This is a genomic window from uncultured Maribacter sp. (genome assembly GCF_947500985.1).
In the GTDB taxonomy this organism is placed as follows: domain Bacteria; phylum Bacteroidota; class Bacteroidia; order Flavobacteriales; family Flavobacteriaceae; genus Maribacter.
In genome coordinates this window covers 273,334-295,556 of sequence record NZ_CANMTX010000001.1, presented here as the reverse complement: position 1 = coordinate 295,556, position 22,223 = coordinate 273,334, and the positions used below count along the sequence as shown (strand labels likewise).

The 22,223-nt window shown below is 34.5% G+C and carries 18 protein-coding genes; 3 read left to right on the top strand and 15 right to left on the bottom strand.

Going from position 1 to position 22,223, the window contains the following annotated elements; all coding sequences use genetic code 11:
* Window positions 1–109: 109 nt before the first annotated feature.
* The 3 genes from Q0871_RS01285 (at window position 110) to Q0871_RS01275 (ending at window position 2,620) form a co-directional block, all read left to right on the top strand.
* Window positions 110–1,207 carry a sensor histidine kinase gene (locus Q0871_RS01285; RefSeq protein WP_299317152.1) on the top strand — a complete coding sequence of 366 codons (1,098 nt, stop codon included), beginning with the start codon at window positions 110–112 and terminating at the stop codon, window positions 1,205–1,207.
* A complete protein-coding gene (locus Q0871_RS01280) occupies window positions 1,200–1,874 on the top strand; it encodes a LytTR family DNA-binding domain-containing protein (protein WP_299317151.1) in 675 nt (224 codons plus the stop codon). Before Q0871_RS01285 ends, Q0871_RS01280 begins: the two co-directional genes overlap by 8 nt.
* Before the next feature lie 188 nt (window positions 1,875–2,062).
* Window positions 2,063–2,620, top strand: coding sequence for a DUF4494 domain-containing protein (locus Q0871_RS01275; protein WP_299317150.1), 558 nt, complete (start codon window positions 2,063–2,065; stop codon window positions 2,618–2,620).
* Between the two features lie 96 nt (window positions 2,621–2,716).
* Here Q0871_RS01275 and Q0871_RS01270 read toward each other — a convergent pair whose 3' ends face one another.
* The 15 genes from Q0871_RS01270 to Q0871_RS01200 all read right to left on the bottom strand — a co-directional run bounded on the left by Q0871_RS01270 (window position 2,717) and on the right by Q0871_RS01200 (window position 22,219).
* Window positions 2,717–3,220 carry a GreA/GreB family elongation factor gene (locus Q0871_RS01270; RefSeq protein ID WP_299317149.1) on the bottom strand — a complete coding sequence of 168 codons (504 nt, stop codon included), beginning with the start codon at window positions 3,218–3,220 and terminating at the stop codon, window positions 2,717–2,719.
* A 181-nt stretch (window positions 3,221–3,401) separates the two neighbouring features.
* Entirely contained in the window at window positions 3,402–4,145 is a 744-nt protein-coding gene (locus Q0871_RS01265) for a LytTR family DNA-binding domain-containing protein (RefSeq protein ID WP_299317148.1), read from the bottom strand.
* A 103-nt stretch (window positions 4,146–4,248) separates the two neighbouring features.
* Window positions 4,249–5,268 carry a hypothetical protein gene (locus tag Q0871_RS01260; protein WP_299317147.1) on the bottom strand — a complete coding sequence of 340 codons (1,020 nt, stop codon included), beginning with the start codon at window positions 5,266–5,268 and terminating at the stop codon, window positions 4,249–4,251.
* Window positions 5,265–6,590, bottom strand: a complete 1,326-nt coding sequence (locus Q0871_RS01255; RefSeq protein ID WP_299317146.1) for a YHYH protein — start codon at window positions 6,588–6,590, stop codon at window positions 5,265–5,267. Before Q0871_RS01255 ends, Q0871_RS01260 begins: the two co-directional genes overlap by 4 nt.
* Before the next feature lie 59 nt (window positions 6,591–6,649).
* Window positions 6,650–7,684, bottom strand: a complete 1,035-nt coding sequence (locus Q0871_RS01250) for a sensor histidine kinase (RefSeq protein ID WP_299317145.1) — start codon at window positions 7,682–7,684, stop codon at window positions 6,650–6,652.
* Between the two features lie 6 nt (window positions 7,685–7,690).
* Window positions 7,691–8,911: an ABC transporter permease gene (locus Q0871_RS01245; RefSeq protein WP_299317144.1), complete on the bottom strand. Its 1,221-nt coding sequence runs from the start codon at window positions 8,909–8,911 to the stop codon at window positions 7,691–7,693.
* Between the two features lie 2 nt (window positions 8,912–8,913).
* Entirely contained in the window at window positions 8,914–9,657 is a 744-nt protein-coding gene (locus Q0871_RS01240; protein WP_299317143.1) for an ABC transporter ATP-binding protein, read from the bottom strand.
* 2 nt (window positions 9,658–9,659) lie between these two features.
* On the bottom strand, window positions 9,660–10,886 hold the full coding sequence (locus Q0871_RS01235; protein WP_299317142.1) for an efflux RND transporter periplasmic adaptor subunit: 1,227 nt from the start codon (window positions 10,884–10,886) through the stop codon (window positions 9,660–9,662).
* A gap of 5 nt (window positions 10,887–10,891) precedes the next feature.
* Complete coding sequence (locus Q0871_RS01230; protein ID WP_299317141.1) at window positions 10,892–12,223, bottom strand: TolC family protein; 1,332 nt, start codon at window positions 12,221–12,223, stop codon at window positions 10,892–10,894.
* A gap of 158 nt (window positions 12,224–12,381) precedes the next feature.
* A complete protein-coding gene (locus tag Q0871_RS01225) occupies window positions 12,382–15,384 on the bottom strand; it encodes a hypothetical protein (protein ID WP_299317140.1) in 3,003 nt (1,000 codons plus the stop codon).
* Between the two features lie 169 nt (window positions 15,385–15,553).
* Complete coding sequence (locus Q0871_RS01220) at window positions 15,554–16,390, bottom strand: hypothetical protein (protein ID WP_299317139.1); 837 nt, start codon at window positions 16,388–16,390, stop codon at window positions 15,554–15,556.
* 22 nt (window positions 16,391–16,412) lie between these two features.
* The gene (locus tag Q0871_RS01215) at window positions 16,413–17,240 is read right to left on the bottom strand and encodes a DUF2490 domain-containing protein (RefSeq protein WP_299317138.1); all 828 of its coding nucleotides are present in this window, start codon (window positions 17,238–17,240) and stop codon (window positions 16,413–16,415) included.
* A 3-nt stretch (window positions 17,241–17,243) separates the two neighbouring features.
* Complete coding sequence (locus Q0871_RS01210; RefSeq protein WP_299317137.1) at window positions 17,244–19,133, bottom strand: hypothetical protein; 1,890 nt, start codon at window positions 19,131–19,133, stop codon at window positions 17,244–17,246.
* Between the two features lie 196 nt (window positions 19,134–19,329).
* Window positions 19,330–20,880 carry an SDR family oxidoreductase gene (locus Q0871_RS01205; RefSeq protein ID WP_299317136.1) on the bottom strand — a complete coding sequence of 517 codons (1,551 nt, stop codon included), beginning with the start codon at window positions 20,878–20,880 and terminating at the stop codon, window positions 19,330–19,332.
* A gap of 37 nt (window positions 20,881–20,917) precedes the next feature.
* The gene (locus tag Q0871_RS01200) at window positions 20,918–22,219 is read right to left on the bottom strand and encodes a DEAD/DEAH box helicase (RefSeq protein WP_299317135.1); all 1,302 of its coding nucleotides are present in this window, start codon (window positions 22,217–22,219) and stop codon (window positions 20,918–20,920) included.
* Window positions 22,220–22,223 lie beyond the last annotated feature (4 nt).

The following is a 22,223-nucleotide window of genomic DNA, read 5'->3' as shown; positions in this document are numbered from 1 at the left end:
GTTTACTTTTAAGTGAATGCCATATTATAAGCAGCGAACTCTTTAATATCACCTATTTATAGCCTTGTATACGGGGTTTGTTTGAATTTTTATTCCTTTTATTTGCATCATGAACAGACATAAGAATTTTATATTTCATGTAGCCTTATGGTTACTGATTTGGTCAACTGCTTGGATTTTTAGTGGCAGTGATATTCAATTTGCAGCTGAAAATGGATTGGCACTCGTGTTTCAAATTTTAGTGATTGCCATATTAATCTACTATACAGTTCCACAATTATTACTTAAGAAAAAGTATATAGCCTTTACTATAGTCTCTATAATTACAGTTTTTGTAGTCACCTTAATTTTGACCAATGTTGTTCCGGATCAGATACTAGGACCAGAAAATACGATAAGGCAGATGCCTGGACCTAGATTTGGACAGGGTCCTGGAGCTGGCGGACCAGGGTCAGGACCTAGATTTGAAGATGGACCACCATTAGAAATTAACCGTAGACCACCTTCTCGGTTTTTTATCAATTTGCTGCTGATTGCAATAGCCTATGTGATTGCTACACTTGTTGAAATATTTCTTCTTGCTCAGCGTAAAGAAGAGGAAATAGTAATCAATAAAAATGAAGCTTTACAGACAGAGTTAAAGCTACTAAAATCACAGATCAATCCGCATTTTTTATTCAATGCTTTGAACAACATATATGCGTTGTCTGCCATAGATTCTGGAAGAACACAAAAGAGTATTAGTTACTTGTCAGACATGCTTAGGTATGTTTTATACGAGTGTGAGCAAGAAATTGTACCGCTTTATAAAGAGATAGATTACATTGAAAATTATATTAAATTGTTTTGTCTTAAGAGTAGCAAAACATACCCTATAACTACTACATATTCTATAAAAAATCAGAATATTCAAATTGTGCCCATGTTATTGATTCCTTTTTTGGAAAATGCCTTAAAGCATAGTAATATTGAAAAAGTAACAGGCACCTTTATTAATCTTAAAATTAATGCTACCGAAAGTAGTATTGATTTTGAACTAGAAAATAGTAAACCTGAATTTAAGATAGTAAAGGATGATGTTGGTGGTATTGGAATAGAAAATGTAAAGAAACGTTTGACAATTCTATATCCAAACCGACATGAATTGGTTATCAATGAAACCACAGAGGCTTTTAAAGTGAATTTAAAACTGCAGTTGAATGAATAGTATAAATTGTATAGTCGTAGATGACGAGGAATTGGCACGAGCCCTACTAATAACTTATATAGAAAAGTTAGATTTTTTGAATTTGGTAGGTGAGGCTGAAAATCCGTTAGAGGCTTTACAATTAATGAAAGAACATGATGTAGATGTTTTGTTCTTGGATATTCAAATGCCAGAGATAAAGGGTACGGATTTTGCTAAAATGGTAGATTCTAACACTAAGATAATTTTCACCACAGCTTACTCTCAATACGCTTTAGAAGGATATGAATTAAATGCAGTAGATTATCTATTAAAACCTATTACGTTTGAACGCTTTGTTACTGCCGTAAATAAGGTGAAAACCAATAAAGCAGTAGAAAAGTCTGAATCATTTACTATTAAATCTGGTTATGATTTACACAAGGTGAAATTTGAAGATATTCAGTATATCGTAAGCGATAGTGAGTATGTTACATTTCATATGGCTGATAAGAAAATTATTAGCAATCAACGTTTAAAAGCCTTAGAACAAGAGTTACCGAGTTCTATGTTCATGAGAGTGCACAGGTCATATATTATTAATAAGAACAGTGTAACAGGTTTAAAAGGTAGAGATTTACTGCTTTCAGATGTTATTATACCCGTAAGTGATTCATACTATGATCTAGTAAAAAATGAATTGTTTTAATTAGTAATCCTTTTCATTTTTATATTATCTAATGGTTCAGAATTTCTAAAATTCTTGAAAAAATTCTAAGTATCTAATTTTGAGGAGACTATACTCATCACCTTTAAATTGTGAATATCTATTGCGTTTTTTGGCTTTTCAAACTATGACTAAGAAGTATATTTAGCACCCCAAAATAAAAGGAAATTATGAGTGCAACTTGGTACGAGTGTAAAATAAAATATAGAAAGCTAGACGAAGCTTCAGGAATGTTAAAGGTAAAAACAGAACCTTTTTTGGTTGATGCCATTTCTTATACCGAAGCCGAAAGTAGAATTACTGAAGAGATGTCAGTTTACTTAAGCGATACGGAAGAAATTAAAATCACCAATATTAAGGTCGCTAATTTTGCCGAGATTCATCCATTCGAAAATTCAGATAGATGGTTCAAATCTAAAGTTTCTTTAATTGCTTTTGACGAAGAAAGTGGTAAGGAACGTAAAACGAACATGTATTTACTAATACAGGCGAATGATGTAAAGGAAGCTTATGACAATACTATAAGTGTAATGAAAGATACTATGGGTGAATACTCTGTACCATCAATAGCGGAATCTCCAATTATGGATGTTTTTCCATATTTTTCTGGTGAAGAAGATGATATGGAACGAGTAGAAAAATTCAATGTGTTAAAAGATTCAGTTCCGGTTGATAATTCAATGGATGAAGCATTAGAATTAAGTGATGTAATGTCAAGCGAAGAATAAGCGCAGTTATATATATAGCATAAAAAAAGAGGACCCAACGGGTCCTCTTTTTTATTCATATCAATTTAGAATTTACTGTATTAAAGACTGCATTTATCAAGTGTACGATATCTCCATAATTTTGAACACACGCTCAACATTACCTAATTGTAATGTTGCAGTATCGCCAACATGTTTAGATATTAAAACTCTAGCTATTGGTGATAAAAACGAAATTTTACCTTTCGCTATGTTTGCTTCATCAACCCCTACTATTTGAAATTGTTGCGGTGTTTCAGTAGTATCAATTACTACTAGAACCGTTGCACCAAAACGAACTTCATTCTGAGGTTGTTCGCTTAAGTCTACGATTTTGGCGCTTGAAATTCGCTCATTCAGTAATTGTAATTTAGCATTGATTAAATTACTCGCAATACGTCTTTCTTTCTCGTTGTCGTGTTGTAAAGATTCCTTTTCAACTGATAAGGCATTTCTTTCTTCTAACAAATTATTATACCCAATTTTGGTAACGTAATTAACCGCTCCTTTGGGTAAATCTGCCCTAGGTGGCACCATCGGTATTTCCTCTTGATCTTCTTCTTTGACAAACCCTCTGCTCATTACTTTTTAATTTCAAATGAATTTAAAGCTTATCTAAATGAGACATTAATGAGATTAAATATATAATTACCTCAAATAATCAAATTTTAGAAAGATAATATGGCACTTTTTAAATATAAATCGTCTAAAGTAGCTATAGAATCAGATAGTAATATTCTAGCAATAACATCAATTTTGAACCTTAAGAATTCAATGAATTATTATTGATGTATTCTAAAAACCGAGGTTTGTATTGCTCTGAAACCGTAATGCGTTGTTTGTTGATAATGATTTGACTACGCTCAACAACTTCAACATATTTAAGAGCTACAATGAATGATCGGTGTACACGCATAAAATGTGTTCCCGGTAATTCCTCCTCCAAACTCTTAAGGCTCATTAATGTTAAAATAGCTTTGGGGTTGTCTTTCAGCCAAATTTTAATATAGTCTTTCAATCCTTCAAAATATAATACGTCTGAAAGTTTAATTCTCAGTTGTTTGTATTCTGACTTTACGAAAAGAAACTCCTTTTCTTGAGGTATTTCTTTACTTTGAATCGCAGTGTTACCCCTAACTAAAGAAAACCATTCTAAAGCTTTATTTGAAGCTGTTAAGAATTCGACATAATCAAAAGGTTTAAGTAGATAATCTAAAGCCTCAACCTTAAAACCTTCAAGTGCATATTGATCAAAAGCAGTAGTGAATATTACCTTAGTGTTTTTCGGAAGCATTTTAGAAAATTCGATTCCAGTTAAATCTGGCATCTGAATGTCAAGAAAAAGAAGGTCAACTTGTTCTGAATTTAAAAACTGCATAGCTTCAATTGCGCTATTACATTTTTTAATCAACTTTAAATAAGGGGTCTTTTCTACATAACTCTCTACAAGATTAACAGCCATAGGCTCATCGTCAACAATCATACAGGTTATTTGAATAGCTTCCATATTAGTATTTAAGATTTCTTAATGAACAATAATTTCTAAATTTTAAACGTAAATAATGCTGTTATTTTCGTGTATTTAATCAGTGATTTTGCTATCAGATAGTTTAATCTACAGTATACCTAACAAGCACCTCATTATCCAAAATTACATTAGTAGACCATATAAATTGGGCATCGGTAGAAGTATTATCGAAAATATCTGTAAAGTTGGTGTATGAGGGTTTGTTGTCTACACCAATAACATTATTTGCATATACAGATGCATTAGGCCATTGACTATCATCGAAACTTGTTGATTGCCAATCTGATGGAGTTTTCCAGTGTAAGGCAAAGTAAGAGGTTCCATCATCTGAATCTTCGGTACTGCAATTATCACTTAATCTCAAAGCACCTTTTTCAGAAACACATGATAAATCTTTTATTGGTGCGGTGTAATAAGTCTGTGCTTTCCAATTTGAACTTGTAGTGGCAATAATTTCATTGTTGGCATTTTTGAAAACGCCAACCATACCACCATCTCCAGGGTGAAATGCTTTTCCCCTATTACTTTCTGATCCTAGCCCACTATTCTCTTCCCAGTCGACTAGCTTCATGGCGATAGTAAAAGGGGTTTTTACCTTAAACCTGACAATGTTAGAATTAAATTGCGTAAAAGGCACATTGTCTTTACCAACAGGAATACCGTTAATGTACATTTCAAAATAATTGTCAGCAAATATATACGCTGTAATTACTTCGCCATCTGCATCAACTTCAACAATATCTGTACCATCTAATGCTGCTAAGGCTTCATCTGCGGAAGCGTATTCAACTTTTGTACAAGGGTTGAACAAATCTGAAGCAAAAGGGAAATTATCATCGGTAAAATTAACTAATGCAGGTACAGTCCAACTACTACCATCTGTTGCTGTAGATGTTCCAATAGGTGCTTTTCTACCTCTATCACAATCGTATATGTTTTCAGTTTCAACTGTTGCCAGTCCTTGAGAAACTGAGGCTGTACCTTTATATATATTAATTTCTGACTTTGGTTTTACATCTGTTTGTGCAGTTTTATTACTATTCTTACAACCAATTATTGTAAAAGAAATAAGAGCAAGTATTACTAGCGAAGTTTGTTTCATTTTTTTCTAGGTTTGTACGTTTCTATAGTTGATGTTCCATCAGGATTTAAGAATTCGTAGGTGTAAACATTATCATTTTCCCATCCATAATTTATAATATAGTCTTTAGAATCTAAGCGATAAGTTAAAGAGTACGCGTTAGTACCTGTAGATTCAAAATTTATAATTTCAGCTCCGCGTAAAGGTCTTAAAGCAGGTCGTAATTCTTGAGTTCTAGGTTGGGGATAAACCTGGTTTTCAGGAGCTTCCGTTTTTGGGTCTAGCACTACCTCTCCTCGCATACCTGCAATAAAATATGGATATTCATCAATAGTGTGGTATTCATAAGACCCATCTGAGTTTAATATACCTAAATATTCATCGAGAGACTCTGTTGTTTTTCCATAAACCGGGAACCCATCAACAGCATAGGCCACTGGGTTACCTGCGCCTACTTGATCTTGTAAATGCAATGGTGGTAAATGATAATGGTAATCATCTGCACGACCGCAATGTCCGCCCCAATTGTCTAATTCTCCAATAGCATTAGCATCTTCAACTCTATTGTTTAATGGGTTAAAAATTGGAATACCATTAACAGCAACCGCAATTGCACCTTTTAAAAGGTTCGTTTTAGTAGAAAGTGGATGTTCCGCCATTTTTGGATGCGTAGGTATAGCCCAACTATTGTCACCGGTATAATTTTGTTTGATAGGCACTTGTTGCTGCCAGTTTGTAATACCAACCATCATGTCATGATCTGGTAATCCATTTGATGAAACATACAGGTAGTTCTCATCTGAATGCGTTGTGACACCGTCGAATTTTTTAAAAAAAGTTTGCATTAGCGAAACATCATTTGCTGGTACTTGCACAGTATTTGTTTTAGTATTACCAGTATTTTTACATGATACTATTAAAATGACACTCAAACCAAGAACTCCGTGAGTTAAGTATATTACTTTTTTTTGTTTTATCAATTTGAAAACAGAAAAGGACAAAAGGAAAATACCTAAACCAATAAGTGCCCAATGAAAACTTGATAATGATTGTGAATCAACCTCAATAGCTGCGCTGCTATTTAAAGAATGAATGAATTCATTCTTTGTTTTAATAAACTTTTGATCAGCTTCTGTAAAATCTGTAATTTGAAACTTTTGAATAGTATGATTGCCATCCATAAGCCAAATTTCATCATTTTCATATGAAATAAAATCAGCCTTGATAATTATATCAGTGGTTGTCATTTCCCATTGTTTTAAAGGATCTCCATGACCACCTTCATGTGCAAAAAGGTGAATATTTACTAGAAGTAAAATTATAAATAGTAAGTTACTTTTCATATGTATATAGTTACAACAAGTTTATAATAATGAAAATTTCATTTTATACAGAACACTACCTAAGTCTCTATCTGTAAATTAACTCTGTAAACACCAGCTTTAAGCTCTTTTTTAAAAGAATGTTTATTTGGATATAATAATTGGAGCCGTTTTTCTAAGTTCGGTAAGCCAATGCCACTACCACTTTTGTCACTATCTTGTTTTGGAAAATTATGATTTTCAATTGTGAAATCCACCTTATTTCCTTTAATGGCCATGTCAATTGAAATCATACTTTTTGTACTGGCAGAAACACCGTGTTTAAAAGCATTCTCTATTAAAGATATAAATAATAAAGGCGAAATTTTAATTTGTGAATCACTTACCGGAAAACTAGATTCTACTTCAGTTTTATCTGTTAATCTTAATTTCATTAACTCGATATACTTTCGCATAAATTCGATTTCCTTTGAAAGTGTCACCAATTCTGTATTCGTTTCATAAAGCAAATACCGCATTAGTTTACCTAAACTATGTATGGTAGATTTAGCCTTATCCGGCGAAATATCAACTAATGAATATATGTTATTTAAAGAGTTGAAAAAGAAATGCGGTTGAAGTTGATATCTAAGATGTTGCAATTCTGTTTGTAACTTAAAATTATCAGCCTCTTTTCGTTCTGCTTCGGTCTTTACCCATCTTTTAGTTGATTTTATAGCTATCGATAATAAAACAGGTGCCGCATATGATAACATTTGCACATATATGAACAATTTAAACGGTGGTCCTTCCCTATTTGCATTTGGGGGTCTATTATTAATTAGTTCGCTAAAATAATTGTCTTCAATAAACTCTTTCAATAAAATAAAGAAACCGATTAAGACTAAATTGACGATGATAAAAATCAGTGTTTTCTTAGAGAAAAGAAACCTGTCTATGAGTACAAAAAAGTTTAAATAAAATATTACGGCATAGAACAACATTGGTATTAAGAAATGTGCAATCAACCTATTTGTATCCAAATCTTGCCCGTAAGATAGAACGAAGGGCATGCTAAACAACACCAGCCAAATTATAAGATGCTGTGTAATTACTATTTTTTTATTCTTGTACATAATTATTTATTCATAACGTAAAGCTGTAATCGGGTCTAAAGCAGAAGCTTTTCTTGCAGGATACCATCCAAAGAAAATACCTGTAACCGCACAAACAGCAAACGAAATTATTATAGAATACATCGCCACGCTTGTAGGCCAATGTAAGAACTTTTCAATAAAAACAGTAGCACCAAGCCCCAATAATACACCAAGTACACCGCCAGTAATACTTATTAAAATTGCCTCGATTAAAAATTGTAACAATATATCTGATCCTTTACCACCTACCGCCATACGAAGCCCTATTTCTTTAGTACGCTCCTTTACTGATACGTACATGATATTCATAATGCCAATACCACCAATAAGCAATGAAATACTGGCAACAGCAACTAAAAGTACAGTTAGCATTTCACTAGTAGAACTAAACGTCGATATTAATTCTTCCATAGACCGTACGGTAAAATCATCTTCTTCATTATCCATGAGCTTATGTTCTTCACGTAGAATATCGGTGACCTCTAAAACAGCATCGGGAGCGTCATCTTCGCTAACGGCCGAGGCCATTATTTGATTCAAATAATCAATAGCTAAAATTCGTTTTTGAACCGTAGTGTATGGTGCAATTACAACATCATCTTGATCTTGACCAAAGGTGTTTTCTCCTTTTTCTTCTAAAACACCGATTACCTTGAACGGAATATTGTCAAAGCGTATCATTTGTCCAACAGGTTCTTGCCCGTCAGGAAATACATTATCAACTACCGTTTGCCCAAGAATGACCACTTTAGAAGCAGATTTTACTTCAGCATCGGTGAACATGCTACCGCTTTGAAGACCAACAACTTTAATTTCTAGATAATCAGGATTTACACCATAAATCGTACTAGGCCAATTATTTGCTCCGCTAATTACTTGACCACCGCCATTTACAACTGGTGTAACATAACTTAACAAAGTAGCTTTCTCTTTAATGACCTCAAAACTTTTAAGTGTCAACGTTTGCACATCACCACCACTACCTCTAGCCGGTCCTCTATCATCGGTACCAGGTCTAATTGTAATCATATTAGATCCCATACTAGAAATGGTATTCCTTATGCTTTCTTTAGAACCTTCACCAATGGCAAGCATTGCAATTACAGATGCTACACCTATAATAATACCAAGCATGGTCAGTAATGTTCTCATTTTGTTGAGAACAATAGCCTTGAATGCAATTTTAAGTAGATTTAATATTCTCATAATCAATGATTTTCTTGTGGCAATTTTGCTAATTCTTCTGCTGCAGATTGTACTTTATGATTCTTATAATCTTGCATAATACTACCATCTTTTAATACGATTGTTCTACTACTAAATGTTGCTATATCTGGCTCATGAGTAACGAATGTGATGGTAATTCCCTTTTTGTTCAAATCTTGAAATAGTGACATAATTTCATAAGATGTTCTCGTGTCAAGATTTCCTGTCGCTTCATCAGCCAATATCATTACTGGGTTGTTTACTAAAGATCTGGCAATGGCCACACGCTGTTGCTGACCACCAGAAAGTTGAGAAGGAGTATGATGTAATCTATCTCCTAAACCAACCATTTCAAGAGCTTTTATCGCACGTTCTCTGCGTTCGTCTGTAGACACCTTGCTATTATATAATAGCGGTAACTCGACATTCTCAATGGCTGAAGTTCTAGCTAAAAGATTATATGATTGAAATATGAATCCGATTTTTTCATTTCTGATTGTCGCCAATTCATTTCTACTTAAATCTTTCATACTAACACCATCAATTTCATAGGTACCCGATGTGGGTTGGTCCAAACATCCTAAAATATTAAGCATCGTACTTTTACCAGATCCACTAGAACCCATGATGGTTACAAATTCACCTTCTTTGATAGTAAATGATATTCCACGTAAAGCATGAACCGTTTCGGTACCCATCGTAAACTCACGCTTTAAGTCTTCAATTTTTATGATTTCTTTACTCATGGTTATTTCTTTTTACCTCCTGGGCGTTGTGGCATAAACGGACTCTCTTCCGTACCGCCTGCAGGTGCACCAGATTGAGTAGTTTCTGATTTTAAACTATAAACCAGTTTGTCCCCTTCATTAATACCGCTTAAAATTTGAACGTTTACTCCATCACTAGCTCCTAAAGTCACCTTTTTTGGAGAAATGGCACCATTAGATTCGAGAACCCAAACCCTTGTACTATCATCATTTTCATCAGGTTTTGGTCCGCCGCCTTTTGGAGGTTCAACAGTCAATTGTTCTTGTTCATTATATGCCATCATTTCAGGGGGAGTCGGTTTAAAATTTATAGCCTTCGCTTCTACAGATAGCACATCTTTTAATTCTAAGGTGTAGATTGAAATGGTAGCCGTAAGTCCTGGTTTTAATCTTAAATCAGGGTTGTCAGCTTTAATTACCACTGTATAGGTAACTACGTTCGATGTAATCGTTGGGTCCAATCTAACTTGTGTTACCTCACCTTCAAATTCTTGACCTTGGTAAGCATCAACGGTAAAGCTTACACGTTGCCCCTCTTTTACTACACCTATATCTGCCTCATCAACGTCAGCTTCCACTTGCATTTCTTTTAAATCTTGGGCAATGGTAAATAGTGTTGGTGTACTGTAACTAGCCGCAACGGTTTGTCCTTCATCAATATCTCTTGAAAGAACCACCCCGTCTATAGGAGAGTAGATATTGGCATAGCCTAAGTTTGTTCTTGCCTGCTGTAAATCAGATAAACGTTGTGTAACCGTACCTTTTGCAGTCTCATAATTAAAAAAGGCATCGTCAAAATCAGATTTGCTAATGACTTGATTGTCATATAAGGACTTTTGTCTGTCGTAAATAGTTTGTAAATAATTACGATTGCTTACCGCGTTATCATATGAGGCTTGTGCCTGCGTCATAGCCGCTCTAAGATTGGTTTTATCTAATTCAGCAATCAATTGTCCTTCTGTAACTACACTGTTATAATCCACATAAATCTTCTCTACAACACCTGAAACTTGCGTACCTACATCAACTTGATTTATAGGTTCAATAGTTCCTGTTGCTGTTACCATTGTAGTTACATCACCTTTTTTGGCAGCTACTGTTTTGGCTTCAATAGCAACAGTATCATCACCCTTAAAAAAGCTATATGCAACAAAAGCCAAGATGACCAAAATGACACCGCCTATTATGATATTTTTTTTATTTTTCATTTTGATTAAAGTTTAATTTCGTTTCCTTGATAGAATTGTAATAATTGATGGTATAAAATATTTAGGTATTTAGATTGTAAATAATTCTGTTGGGCATTTGTAAACGTATTTTGACTTACTACAAGGTCTGTAGTACTTAAATCACCCAACTCATATTTCTTTTGAGCTAGATTATACGACTGTTCTGCGGCATCTTGGGATGCTTCTGCAGCAACTAGCTGCTCTTGCGATGATAATGCGTTTTGGTACGCTGTTTCTACTTTTTTAATCACCTCTTTTTCTACTGTTTGTTTTTGTATTTCGGCTTTTTCTATATTAAAAGATGCAATTTGTACCGCGGACTTGGTTTGGTTTCTATTGAAGATTGGTATACTAAGACTTAAGCCCAATCTTTGATTGAAATTGACATCTAATTGATCGGTGAAATTGTTGTCGCTAATACTTGTATAACCAGACCCAACACTACCGGTCATTGACAACGTTGGTAAATAACCGCCTTTTGCTATATCTAATTCTTTTTCATTAATTAGTATAGTGGTGGCACTAGCTTCTACTTCCGGTAAGTATGAAAGGGCATTGGTATAAATAGCCTCTCTATTTAGCTCAAGGTGTATTAAATCTTCATTTTCATCCACGGTTTCAATCTGTAAATCTTCTAATGGAGATAATTCTAATAACTGCTTTAGCGTGATGATGTTTAGTTCATAGTCGTTTTTAGCTGCAATGACATTGTATTTATTAGTTGCGGCTTGACTTTGCGCCTCTGTATAATCGCTCAAAGCAATAGTACCGGCTTCTAATCTAGATTTTGCCCGAATTACCTCTTTTTCAGAGGCATTAAGATTGTTTTCGGCAATTGTAATTCCTTCTTTACTGTATAATGTTTGTAGATACGATTCTAATATGCTGATAACAATATTGTTTTTGGTCTCTTGTGCCAATAAACTATTTTGTTCAATTAAAAGTTTGTTCTGCTTAACCTGATTAGTTAACTGATTTCCCTGAAAGAGTGTAACAGAATTATTAATTCCAAGATTGGTACTAAGTATTTGGTCGGAAACATAATCACTGGTTATGGGATCAATAGAAGTACCGCTTGAAAAATTTTGAGAAGCACTACCAAAAAGATTCGGTAGTTTGGCAGATTTGGACTGATTGTAATCTACTTCAGAAATACTAGTATTTAAATCGGCATCTTTTAAAGTGATGTTATGCTCAATGGCATAAGAAATACAATCTTCTAGCGACCATATTTTTAAAGTCGTATTGGTTTCTACATCTTGACCAAATGTAAATTGGGTAAGTAGAATGACAGCTATGAATATATAATGTTTCATTTAAGCGTGTTTATAATTAACACTCCAAATGTGAAACTTTATACTTCCTTATTAAAAGGGAATAGAAGTCTAGCCTATATTTTTATACAGAAAGTGGAATTTTATCGATGAGAATTTTTGGGCAATTGTTATATCAACTGCAATTGCCCATTTTTAGTTTAGTTCAATTCCACTTGATTTTTTATGGTATTAAACTGTAATTGAAGCTCTTTTAAACGCTCTACTTCTTCATTGCCAGGTATTTTATCGGCACCACCAACAATGTAAGACAAATAAGCAATTTGAGGCACTAGCATTTGCTGCGGATAAGCCCCTTCATCATTCTTGATTTCTTTTAATGTTTTCTCTAAAGAAGCTTTTTTGTCTCCTGTTGTTTTCTTGATTTCTTTCTCTAATTGCGATTGAAATTTTCTAGCCTCGGTCAGTAGCGCTAACACTTTGTTTTCAAATACTAGATGATCTTTTATAATTGTTTCATCAATGCCTTCTTCAGCTAATCTTGGATCAACTAGAATTTCAAATGGTTGATCAAATATTTCTTTACCTACTGTAAGTTTTGCCGTGTAAGTTCCTGGTAATACTATTGGTCCATTTTTGTAGCTTCTAGATTCTTTGTCGCTCCATGCTCCTTTTTGGCGCATATCCCATTGAAATCTATTAATACCTTTTTTAGTTTCCAATTTATTATCAAAGTAACTAAAAGCCATACTAAGCCCCATATTCTCTACTTCTTCTTTACTGGATTTCACTTTTGTAGAGTCACTTATGATAGTTGCTATAGATTGATTGTTAGCATCTAAAATTTCTAATTGCACTTCGCTTTTAAGTTCCTTTGGTAGGTAGTAATCAATTAGAACTCCCGTTGAAGGATAGTCAGGAAATCCTTTTGCTCTTCTTGGCGTACGATATCTAAAGGTATTATCTGGTTTAAACAATACAGGAGTATCATCTAAAGCAGCAATAGCAGAATCTCTTAAAGAGGTAATGTTATCCAATACCCAAAAACCACGCCCCATAGTACTTAAAACTAAATCGCCTCTTTTGATAATGATATCGGTAATTGGTGTTACTGGTAAATTTTGCTGAAAAGATTTCCAATCTTGTCCATCGTTTAACGAAACGAACATGCCGTATTCAGTACCTGCATATAAGATTCCCGCTGTTTCAGGGTCTTCACGCAATACTTTAGCGGTATAGTCAGACGGAATTCCGTTTGTAGCAGTACTCAATAACTCCCAAGTTTTACCATAATCTGCCGTTTTATAGAGATATGGAGTAGTATCACCTAATAAATGTCTATCTACAGATATATATGCAGTGGCAGGATTAAATTGCGAAGGTTCAATAGACTCAACTCTACCACCTTTAGGCATTTTCTTAGGCGTTACGGCCGTCCAAGTTTGTCCGCCATCTTGAGTCAAAGAAACCACACCATCATTAGATCCTGTCCAGATCAAGTCTTTTTTGATTTTTGATTCTCTTATGGAATATATAGTACTGTAGTATTCCTCACCGGTAATGTCTCTGGTAATCGGACTACCGGAAATCACTTGCTTATCTGCTTCAAAAGCTGTTAAATCCGGAGAAATCGTTTCCCAAATAACACCGTCGTTCCTTGTTTTATGTACAAACTGTGAGCCCATGTAAACTACATCTGGATCATGTGGCGAAACATGAACAGGAGCTACACGTTGAAAACGATATTTTAAATCTTTAGGATTATGACCATAAATATTAGAAGCACCAATAGAATATTCCCTACCTACTCCGGTAATTTTGTTATAAACGCTAAAACGACCTTTACAGTTGTTATAAACGATATTATGATTGCCCGGTTTTGGTATTGACGGACCAGTTTCACAACCACCTACCTCAATCATAACTTGAGTACCCTGAGTAGAAGTACCACTAGGTGCTGAGCTTGGTATCGCTATAGTGGTATTATCTTGTTGAGCTCCATAGATCCAATAAGGATATTGGTCATCTACTGCTACTTGATATATTTCTGCTGTTGGTTGATTGAATTGCGATGACCATGTTTTACCACCATTATGAGAAACATTGGCACCACCATCGTTACATTGAATTAATAAATCTGGATTATTAGGGTTTAACCATATATCATGATTATCGCCGTGTGGTACCGACATCATTGTCCAATTTTTTCCGCCATCGGTAGATTTTAATAATGGATTAGCATTTGAATACACTATGTCAGGATTGGTAGGGTCTAATTCTATATTAATATAATAGAAAGGTCTATTGACCAACCCTTTATGATTAGATGTCTGTACAAAGGTCTTACCTTGATCTACAGATTTGTATACACCGCCTTCATCACCTGGTGCTTCAATTACAGCATAAAGAATACTTGAATCTACTGCTGAAACTGCTAAATCTATTTTACCGATTAGTCCTTTTGGTAATCCTGTTTCTAGTTTGACCCAATCTTTACCTCCGTTCACAGATTTATAGATTCCGCCTTCTTTGTTTTCTCCTCCAGAAATGATAGTCCAAGGTGTACGTTGTGCTTTCCAAGCAGCAGCATAAACAATATTTGGGTTTCCAGGTAATAGCTCTAAATCTGCAAATCCGGTTGTGTTAGATATGTGAAGCATCTTTTCCCAAGTTGCGCCACCATCAATCGTTTTATAGATCCCACGTTCTTCATTCGCTTTAAATGCATCGCCAATTGCTGCAACCCAAACTATATTACTATTGGTAGGGTCAATTTCTACAGCTCCAATTTGTCCTGCTTTTGCTAGTCCGATATGATCCCAAGTTTCTCCGGCATCAATAGATTTATAAATTCCTTTACCACTAATGATGTTACTACGAAGTCCATCAGAACCAGTACCAACATAAACTATATTAGGATCATTGACAGCAACTTCAATAGCTCCAATAGAGGGCGTATCAAAAAATCCGTCAGAAATATTATTCCAAGATGTACCATAATCATCGGTTTTCCATACTCCAGCACCAGAAGCACCTAGGTAAAAAGTACCAGGTAAAACAGGTGTGCCGGTAACCGTGGTAACACGACCACCTCTTGACGGACCAATAGTACGATACTCCAATGCTGAAAAATCTTGAGAAAAAAGGGATGAAGAAATGCATACAAACGATGCAACGGCTAGGTAACGAAAGAACGATTTCATTTAGGTTTGAATAATAGTTTGGTTAAGACCTAAAGTTACTTAAACCATTACGCAAAACATACGTTCAAGATGATTTTTGCGATTTTCTTAATATGACAATTACATATTGAGATTTGACGTAATCTCGTTGCAGAAATTTATGTAATATACTGTTATGATAGTGTATTATCTACTTGTCAGTATCTTTAAGCTTATCATTTTCCCAAATACCACTTATAACAGAGCCTTCTTTCTTGTGAAAAATACCTTTGCCATTTCGTTTGTCGTTTTTCCACTGTCCTTTATACTTTTCACCGTTAGGCCAAAAATATGTTCCCTCACCATTTCGCATATCATCTTTGTAGCTGCCAATGTAATATTCACCATCAGGCCAATAAAAAGTACCGTTGCCTTCTCGTAGATTGTCTTTCCATTCACCTTCATATCTGCTACCGGTTTCAAGAACAGCAATACCTACACCATTAGCCTTATTGTTTTTCACTTGACCTACATAATGTAGACCAGTTCCTTTTTTACTAGTAAAACTCAGATATTCACCGAATGATTTATTGTTCAGTTGCTTACGCATATTGTTTAACTGAACTCGTGCTTTTTCTAGGGCGAAATTAAGAGAATCAATACTTCTTATTTCACTTTGAGATACCGGAGCTATAGCAATTGAATCCACAGAGATTTTTTCAGTTCCCTTTTCAGAAGTATTTACCGTATTATTTTGCATTAATTTTTGAGCAAGGGCAATCCGTAAAGGAATAACACTGTTCAGCTCTTCATGATTTTGAAGTGTGGTATTATAAGATTCGATTGCTTTATTATAATCACCTTCCATTAATACAGAATCAATTGCCACTAATTCTTTGTTACCGGTTACAAGTACATCCAATTCCTCTTTTGCCTTGCTACTCTCCCCTATCTCATTTTCTAGAGTACTGGATTTGATGCCAAAATATATAGCTAATGCAGATATAATGGCTAACAGACCGTACAATGTTACATCTCTTTTTTTCATAGTGTTTGTTTGCTCTATGTTATTAATCTGTTAAGTGAATTTCTGGAAGTTTATTTTTTACTTTTCTGAAATCTGGAGAATAGTAAACATGAAATCTCATTGCCCAACTTTGCTTATAATATCCTCCGTTAGCTAAATCTTGCCCTTGGGAATACATTGCTCCTGCCGCAACGGTTAATCTTGGTGTTAGAATATAACCTAGCGTAGTGGTTAATCGTAAATCTTCCATTGGGCTTGCAACAACCGCTTTTCCACTTTGCATAATTAATTCTGCTTCTGGTGCAACGTAAAAGGTTTTCGGTTTTAACTTGTGGTTGTTTAAAGGTATTTTCATTCTAAACATATACCTCCAACGGTTTCTAAATATGTAATCGCTATTCTCTACGAAACTCTGTGTCCAACGGTGCTCAATACGAATACGATGATAAATCATCATACTGGCAAGTGATTGTGCAAACTGATATTGATGCCAAATACGCCATTCTGGTACTAAATTACGATCTGTAGAAGCTTCATCAGTATTGAAATTTAAACGTAAAACTCCACCTAATCGAACATTAAAATATTTAGAGTGAATGTACCCAATGGCATGTCTATTATATACCTGGGCTACCTGACCAAAAAATGGTGTAGCTTCTGTTTCCTCTAATCTTAGGTGGGTTTGCGCATCCCAAAATAAGCGCTTGCCAATTCTAATATTACCATAAGTATTGATCCAGGTCTTTGTACCTAAATCTTTATATTTTGAATACTCAGGCAATTCTACAGCCTCTTTCTCTTGTGAAAATCCTTGAAATACTAGAAAGAATAAGAATATAAGCTTTATGCTATATGTACGAAACGTTTTCATAGGCTATTGCTTTGCAGTGTTTTGTACATTCAACATTTCTAATATAGTAATAGGGTCTTTTTGCCTCTTTAACTTGCGTTCAAGCTTTTTGGTGTCTTGGTCTTTTAATTCTAGAATCTTGGTATATGTAGCATTGATAGTGCTGTTTAATTCTTTAGTAGTATCGCAAGACAAGTGTTGGTCTATCTCATTTAAGAAATAAGGTTCTAGCGTTTTTGAATAAGCTGATGTTATTCGTTTTTTAATATCCTCATCCATCAAAGTTGCCATAAACGGATTCCAAATTCTATCGGTATAGCTTTCTTTAATTGTAGTTTGATATATTGGCATTTCTGAAACCGTCTTAGATAACTCGTTTAAATTATTTAGACATTCAACAGTTGTTCTAGCAGCAGATAATCTGTTTTCTGCAGATTTCACTTTAGAATAGTCATTTATAGTTTTGCTAGTAAAAGACTTCAGTTGTTTTAAGGCTGTCGCGTATTTTAAAGGAATATTTGAACTGGTAGAATCAATAAAAACCATCATTGAATCATTTCTAATAATGATCTCTTCTTCTAAGCTAGCCAATTCGTTTTGACGTTTTTCTTGAGCAAGTGTTTCTTTTACTTCATTTGCAATAGATAATATACCGTCATAGCCCATTTCAGCAACAGTTTCAATTTTTTCTATGTTAGGAGTATCAGCAGTTATTGAAACGCTTGAAGGAATTGTATAAGATTTAGAAGATACAACACTATCTATTTGTATCTCAATATCCATTTGAGGTTTTGGAAGTCCGTTAGCAAACACGTGATTGATTAACTGTTCTTGAGAAGTGTATTCCAATATGCCCAATGAATCATAACTTACAATTTCTTGAATAGGATTTAAGAAAATCTCCTTCAATTGAAGTACCGTATTATATTGATAAGCAGTATTGTTATCGGATAATTTTAAGATGTTCAATTGTGAATTATGCAAGATAGATTCACTTAACTCATATGCTTTTTTATAATAAGATACAATACTATCAACTTTAGTAACCTCTAATGAATCAAGCGGGTAATAAGGGACCTTAACTTTTAACTCTGGTAGAAATTTTGATTTACCCAATTCAGATAATATTTCATCAACTTCTTGATAACGTGCTGCATTTTGCTTTAAAAGTTCTGGTAGACTATTATGATGAAGAATATCAACATCTACTTGCGAAAGCTGAATTTCTAAAGCTTTAATATAACCCGCATTTAGATTGATGATTTTAGTTTTACCGTTATACCCTTGGTAAGCCTTTATAGTTTTATGATCACTTTCGTCATCTACTCTAATAGACTGTAATAGACCATCTTTAAAATACCAACTTTCAGATTGGTCCATGCCATTTGAAGGAAACAACGACCACTCATCATGCGCCAAACCATCACGCAGAAATCTACCTACAAGTGTATAGTTTTCATTATTGATACTAAAGTTTTGCTGTGGTACACCGTTATCGAAAGAAATAACACTTTTAAACAAGGTCTTAGATATTTCGGAATTTTCAATTTCTTCTTCTACGATCGTCCATTTACCATTAGGCTTGCCCATTTTAATTTTACCGATAGCAGATTTTTGAATTCCACTAACTAGAACACGGTATTGATAATCAATAACTTCAGACTGGCTTTTTGAATTGAATTCTCCGAATTGAAATTTCCAAGGACCATCCGCAGTACCGTCCACGAAAGCTCCCTTAAATTGAAATGAGTAATCTTGTTTCTCTAAGAGTTCTTGAAGATTGGAACGTAGTACTGTAAAATCGCCATCAAGAACGGTGTCGTTCTCAACAAGTTTATAAGAATACGTTGCTTTACCGTTATACTTACCTATTTGTAAAGGTCCGTTATACGTTTGCGTTTCTTGAGCACTCATAGGAATTGATATTCCGATGATGATGAATACAAGAAATTGTAGTAATACTTTGATAGTTAGCCTAATCATGCCGCAAAAAAACGAAAATAGATTCAGACTAGTAAATTAGAACGGTAAGAGTTTTAACTTTTTATTAAATGTTTCTAAACAATTTAGAATGCAGCAATAAAAACAACATTTTTTAAGAATAATGCAACTACCAATCTATTGGAAAATAGTCTTTTAGGAATTTACCACACCAATGTTTTCCGGTATTAATACCATCAAATAATGGGTCCATAACCCTAGCTGCACCATCAACGATATCCAAAGGCGGTTGAAAATCGTGTACTTCTTGTTTCTTCTTAGCCAATTCTGCAGGATCTTCATCAGTTACCCAACCCGTATCAACAGCATTCATGAAGATTCCGTCTTTTGCCAGTTCACCAGCAGCAGTATGCGTTAACATGTTCAATGCAGCCTTCGCCATATTGGTATGTGGATGACGAGATTCCTTGAAGAAACGGTGGAATTTACCCTCCATCGCCGTTACATTAATAATATGTTTCTGACCAGTGTTCTCTTTCTTCATCAACTCTGCCAAGCGATTACATAACACAAAAGGTGCTACAGAATTCACCAACTGAACCTCAATCATTTCAGTGGTTTCTATTTCGCCTAACTTTAAACGCCAGCTGTTCGTTTTTCGTAAATCTACCTGTTGTAAATCGGCATCTAATTCCCCCGTAGGGAATACTTCTTGCGCAACTAAAGCATTATCAAAACTATACGGAATTTGAGATAGTTTCGCAGAAGCTCGTAAACCAATACCAGGTTCTGGTCCGTGCCAAGTAACCGGCATGTTTTGATTTGGAGAAGCTTTAGAACTGAATGATTTTAATTCATCTAAACAACTTTCATGGTCGCTTAAAACCATTTGAGCAAACTTAGGTAATGAAGAGAATTCTTTTTCTTCATTTTCCATTAAATGATGGTAGAAACCTGCAGGTCTACGTACCGTTTGTGCAGCGTTATTAATAAGAATATCTAGTTTATCATATTCCTGCTCAATGAAATTGCAGAATATTTCAACACTTGGTATATGACGTAAATCTAGACCGTGAATTTTAAGTCTATGCCCCCACTCCATAAAATCTTCCTCTTTAGAAAAACGAAGTGCAGAATCTACAGGAAAACGTGTGGTAGCTATAACGGTAGCTCCGCCACGAAGTAACATTAACGTAATATGATAACCAATTTTTAAACGAGATCCGGTAATAACCGCAACTTGACCTTTTACATTGGCATTTTGGAATCTTTTCGCATAATTAAAATCACCGCAATCGCTACACATGGTGTCGTAAAAATGATGCAGTTTAGTAAACTCAGCCTTACAAACGTAACAATTACGAGGTGTTGTTAGTTCTGGTAAATCTTTACTGGCTAATTCTGCAGCAGGTAGTAATTTTGGAGCAACAAATACATGAGCTTCACGTGCACTTCTTATACCTGTTTCTTTACGAGCATGCTTATCGCGAACTGCTTGTTTTCTTTTTTCGTTACGTTTGGCATCTTTTACCCTTTTAGCAAACTCTTGCTTGTTTGGTCGAGATAATTGACCAGCAACTTTAATTAAGGCAATTCTTCTATCTTCAGGAATTTCAAATATCTGATTGGTATCTGTTACCAAACGATTTAAAATTTCAATACAACTTTCAATCTCGGTTAAATCGATTTCAGTTTCGTTCTCGTGTTGTTTATCCTTCATCATACTACCTTAAAAAGGGCAAAAATACTAACTATGATTAAAGTACGGTAATACGCACTTTTTTCTTTTTTAATCTGGAGTTGTTTAACTCGTTTACAAGTTTATCTGATTTGCTTTTAGGTACTGCTACAAAAGCGCAATCTTGCTTAAGTTCAATGTCTCCTAATTCTTCTCTGTTCAAACCACCTTGTTTGAAGAAAAGTCCCGCAATATCACCTTTAGATATTTTATCTTTTCTGCCACCAGAAATAAATAACGTTTCCCAAAATGGGTCCCCTAACCTATTGGTTTTACCGATGCTAATTGGCTTTGAATTTGAGATGAACCCAGGTAACGATTCTTGATCCCATTTTATAACATAGGCAGTCCCTGTTGCATTTACACGAGCAGTTCTACCATTACGATGCGTAAACTCTTCTATACGTTGTGGTAATTCGTAATGAATGATAAAATTTAATTCGGGAATATCAATACCTCTACCAGCTAAATCAGTTGCAACTAAAATACGACTGCTACCATTTCTAAATTTAATTAAAGCACGTTCGCGGTCTTTCTGTTCCATACCACCAGAAAAGCACTCATGTAGAATGTGTTTCTGACTTAGAAACGAACTAACAGTTTCAATACTATCCTTTAAATTACAAAAGATAATACCTGGTTCTTCTCCAATATATTTTAAAAGTTGAACTAATGTTTTCAACTTATCTTTTTCTTCAGAGATAACTGTACTAATGGTAAGTTTTGAAGGTGTATCTTTCTTAAGATAATTGATTCTTCTAGGGTTTTCCATTCCCACAAACTTGGGAATTTTAACGGCCTCCGTTGCAGAAGTAAGAATACGTTTTTTAAGATTTGGTAATTCGGCAAGAATTTCAGTCATATCCTCTTCAAATCCGACTTCTAAAGACTTATCGAATTCGTCAAGAATTAAAGTTTTAATATGCTCTTTAGTAAAACGATCTGCCATAAAATGGTCAAGAATTCTACCAGGCGTTCCAACTAAAATTGCAGGAGTATGTTTTAGCTCTATCTTATCTTTAGACATAGCTCTACCACCATAAATGGCATTCACTTTAAAACCAGTACCCATATTACGAATAACCTGTTCTATCTGAATAGCCAATTCGCGAGAAGGAACTAAAATCAATACCTGAACTTCAGGATCGTTATGGTCCATAAAATCTAAAACCGGTAAAAGAAAAGCCAAAGTTTTTCCTGTACCGGTCGGAGAAAGTAAAATGGTATTATTCGATGATGAAATAGTATCTAACGCACTCTCTTGCATGCGATTTAACGCATCAATATTCAATTTTGATAAAATCTCTTTTTGATTTTTCATGCGT

Excerpts from the sequence above, each read along its gene's own strand:
- Q0871_RS01215 (WP_299317138.1), bottom strand. The coding sequence starts at position 17,240 with ATGAAAACGTTTCGTACATATAGCATAAAGCTTATATTCTTATTCTTT.
- Q0871_RS01235 (WP_299317142.1), bottom strand. The coding sequence starts at position 10,886 with ATGAAAAATAAAAAAAATATCATAATAGGCGGTGTCATTTTGGTCATC.
- Q0871_RS01275 (WP_299317150.1), top strand. The coding sequence starts at position 2,063 with ATGAGTGCAACTTGGTACGAGTGTAAAATAAAATATAGAAAGCTAGAC.
- Q0871_RS01200 (WP_299317135.1), bottom strand. The coding sequence starts at position 22,219 with ATGAAAAATCAAAAAGAGATTTTATCAAAATTGAATATTGATGCGTTA.
- Q0871_RS01240 (WP_299317143.1), bottom strand. The coding sequence starts at position 9,657 with ATGAGTAAAGAAATCATAAAAATTGAAGACTTAAAGCGTGAGTTTACG.
- Q0871_RS01270 (WP_299317149.1), bottom strand. The coding sequence starts at position 3,220 with ATGAGCAGAGGGTTTGTCAAAGAAGAAGATCAAGAGGAAATACCGATG.
- Q0871_RS01230 (WP_299317141.1), bottom strand. The coding sequence starts at position 12,223 with ATGAAACATTATATATTCATAGCTGTCATTCTACTTACCCAATTTACA.
- Q0871_RS01205 (WP_299317136.1), bottom strand. The coding sequence starts at position 20,880 with ATGAAGGATAAACAACACGAGAACGAAACTGAAATCGATTTAACCGAG.
- Q0871_RS01265 (WP_299317148.1), bottom strand. The coding sequence starts at position 4,145 with ATGGAAGCTATTCAAATAACCTGTATGATTGTTGACGATGAGCCTATG.
- Q0871_RS01225 (WP_299317140.1), bottom strand. The coding sequence starts at position 15,384 with ATGAAATCGTTCTTTCGTTACCTAGCCGTTGCATCGTTTGTATGCATT.
- Q0871_RS01210 (WP_299317137.1), bottom strand. The coding sequence starts at position 19,133 with ATGAGTGCTCAAGAAACGCAAACGTATAACGGACCTTTACAAATAGGT.
- Q0871_RS01255 (WP_299317146.1), bottom strand. The coding sequence starts at position 6,590 with ATGAAAAGTAACTTACTATTTATAATTTTACTTCTAGTAAATATTCAC.
- Q0871_RS01260 (WP_299317147.1), bottom strand. The coding sequence starts at position 5,268 with ATGAAACAAACTTCGCTAGTAATACTTGCTCTTATTTCTTTTACAATA.
- Q0871_RS01285 (WP_299317152.1), top strand. The coding sequence starts at position 110 with ATGAACAGACATAAGAATTTTATATTTCATGTAGCCTTATGGTTACTG.
- Q0871_RS01250 (WP_299317145.1), bottom strand. The coding sequence starts at position 7,684 with ATGTACAAGAATAAAAAAATAGTAATTACACAGCATCTTATAATTTGG.
- Q0871_RS01280 (WP_299317151.1), top strand. The coding sequence starts at position 1,200 with ATGAATAGTATAAATTGTATAGTCGTAGATGACGAGGAATTGGCACGA.
- Q0871_RS01245 (WP_299317144.1), bottom strand. The coding sequence starts at position 8,911 with ATGAGAATATTAAATCTACTTAAAATTGCATTCAAGGCTATTGTTCTC.
- Q0871_RS01220 (WP_299317139.1), bottom strand. The coding sequence starts at position 16,390 with ATGAAAAAAAGAGATGTAACATTGTACGGTCTGTTAGCCATTATATCT.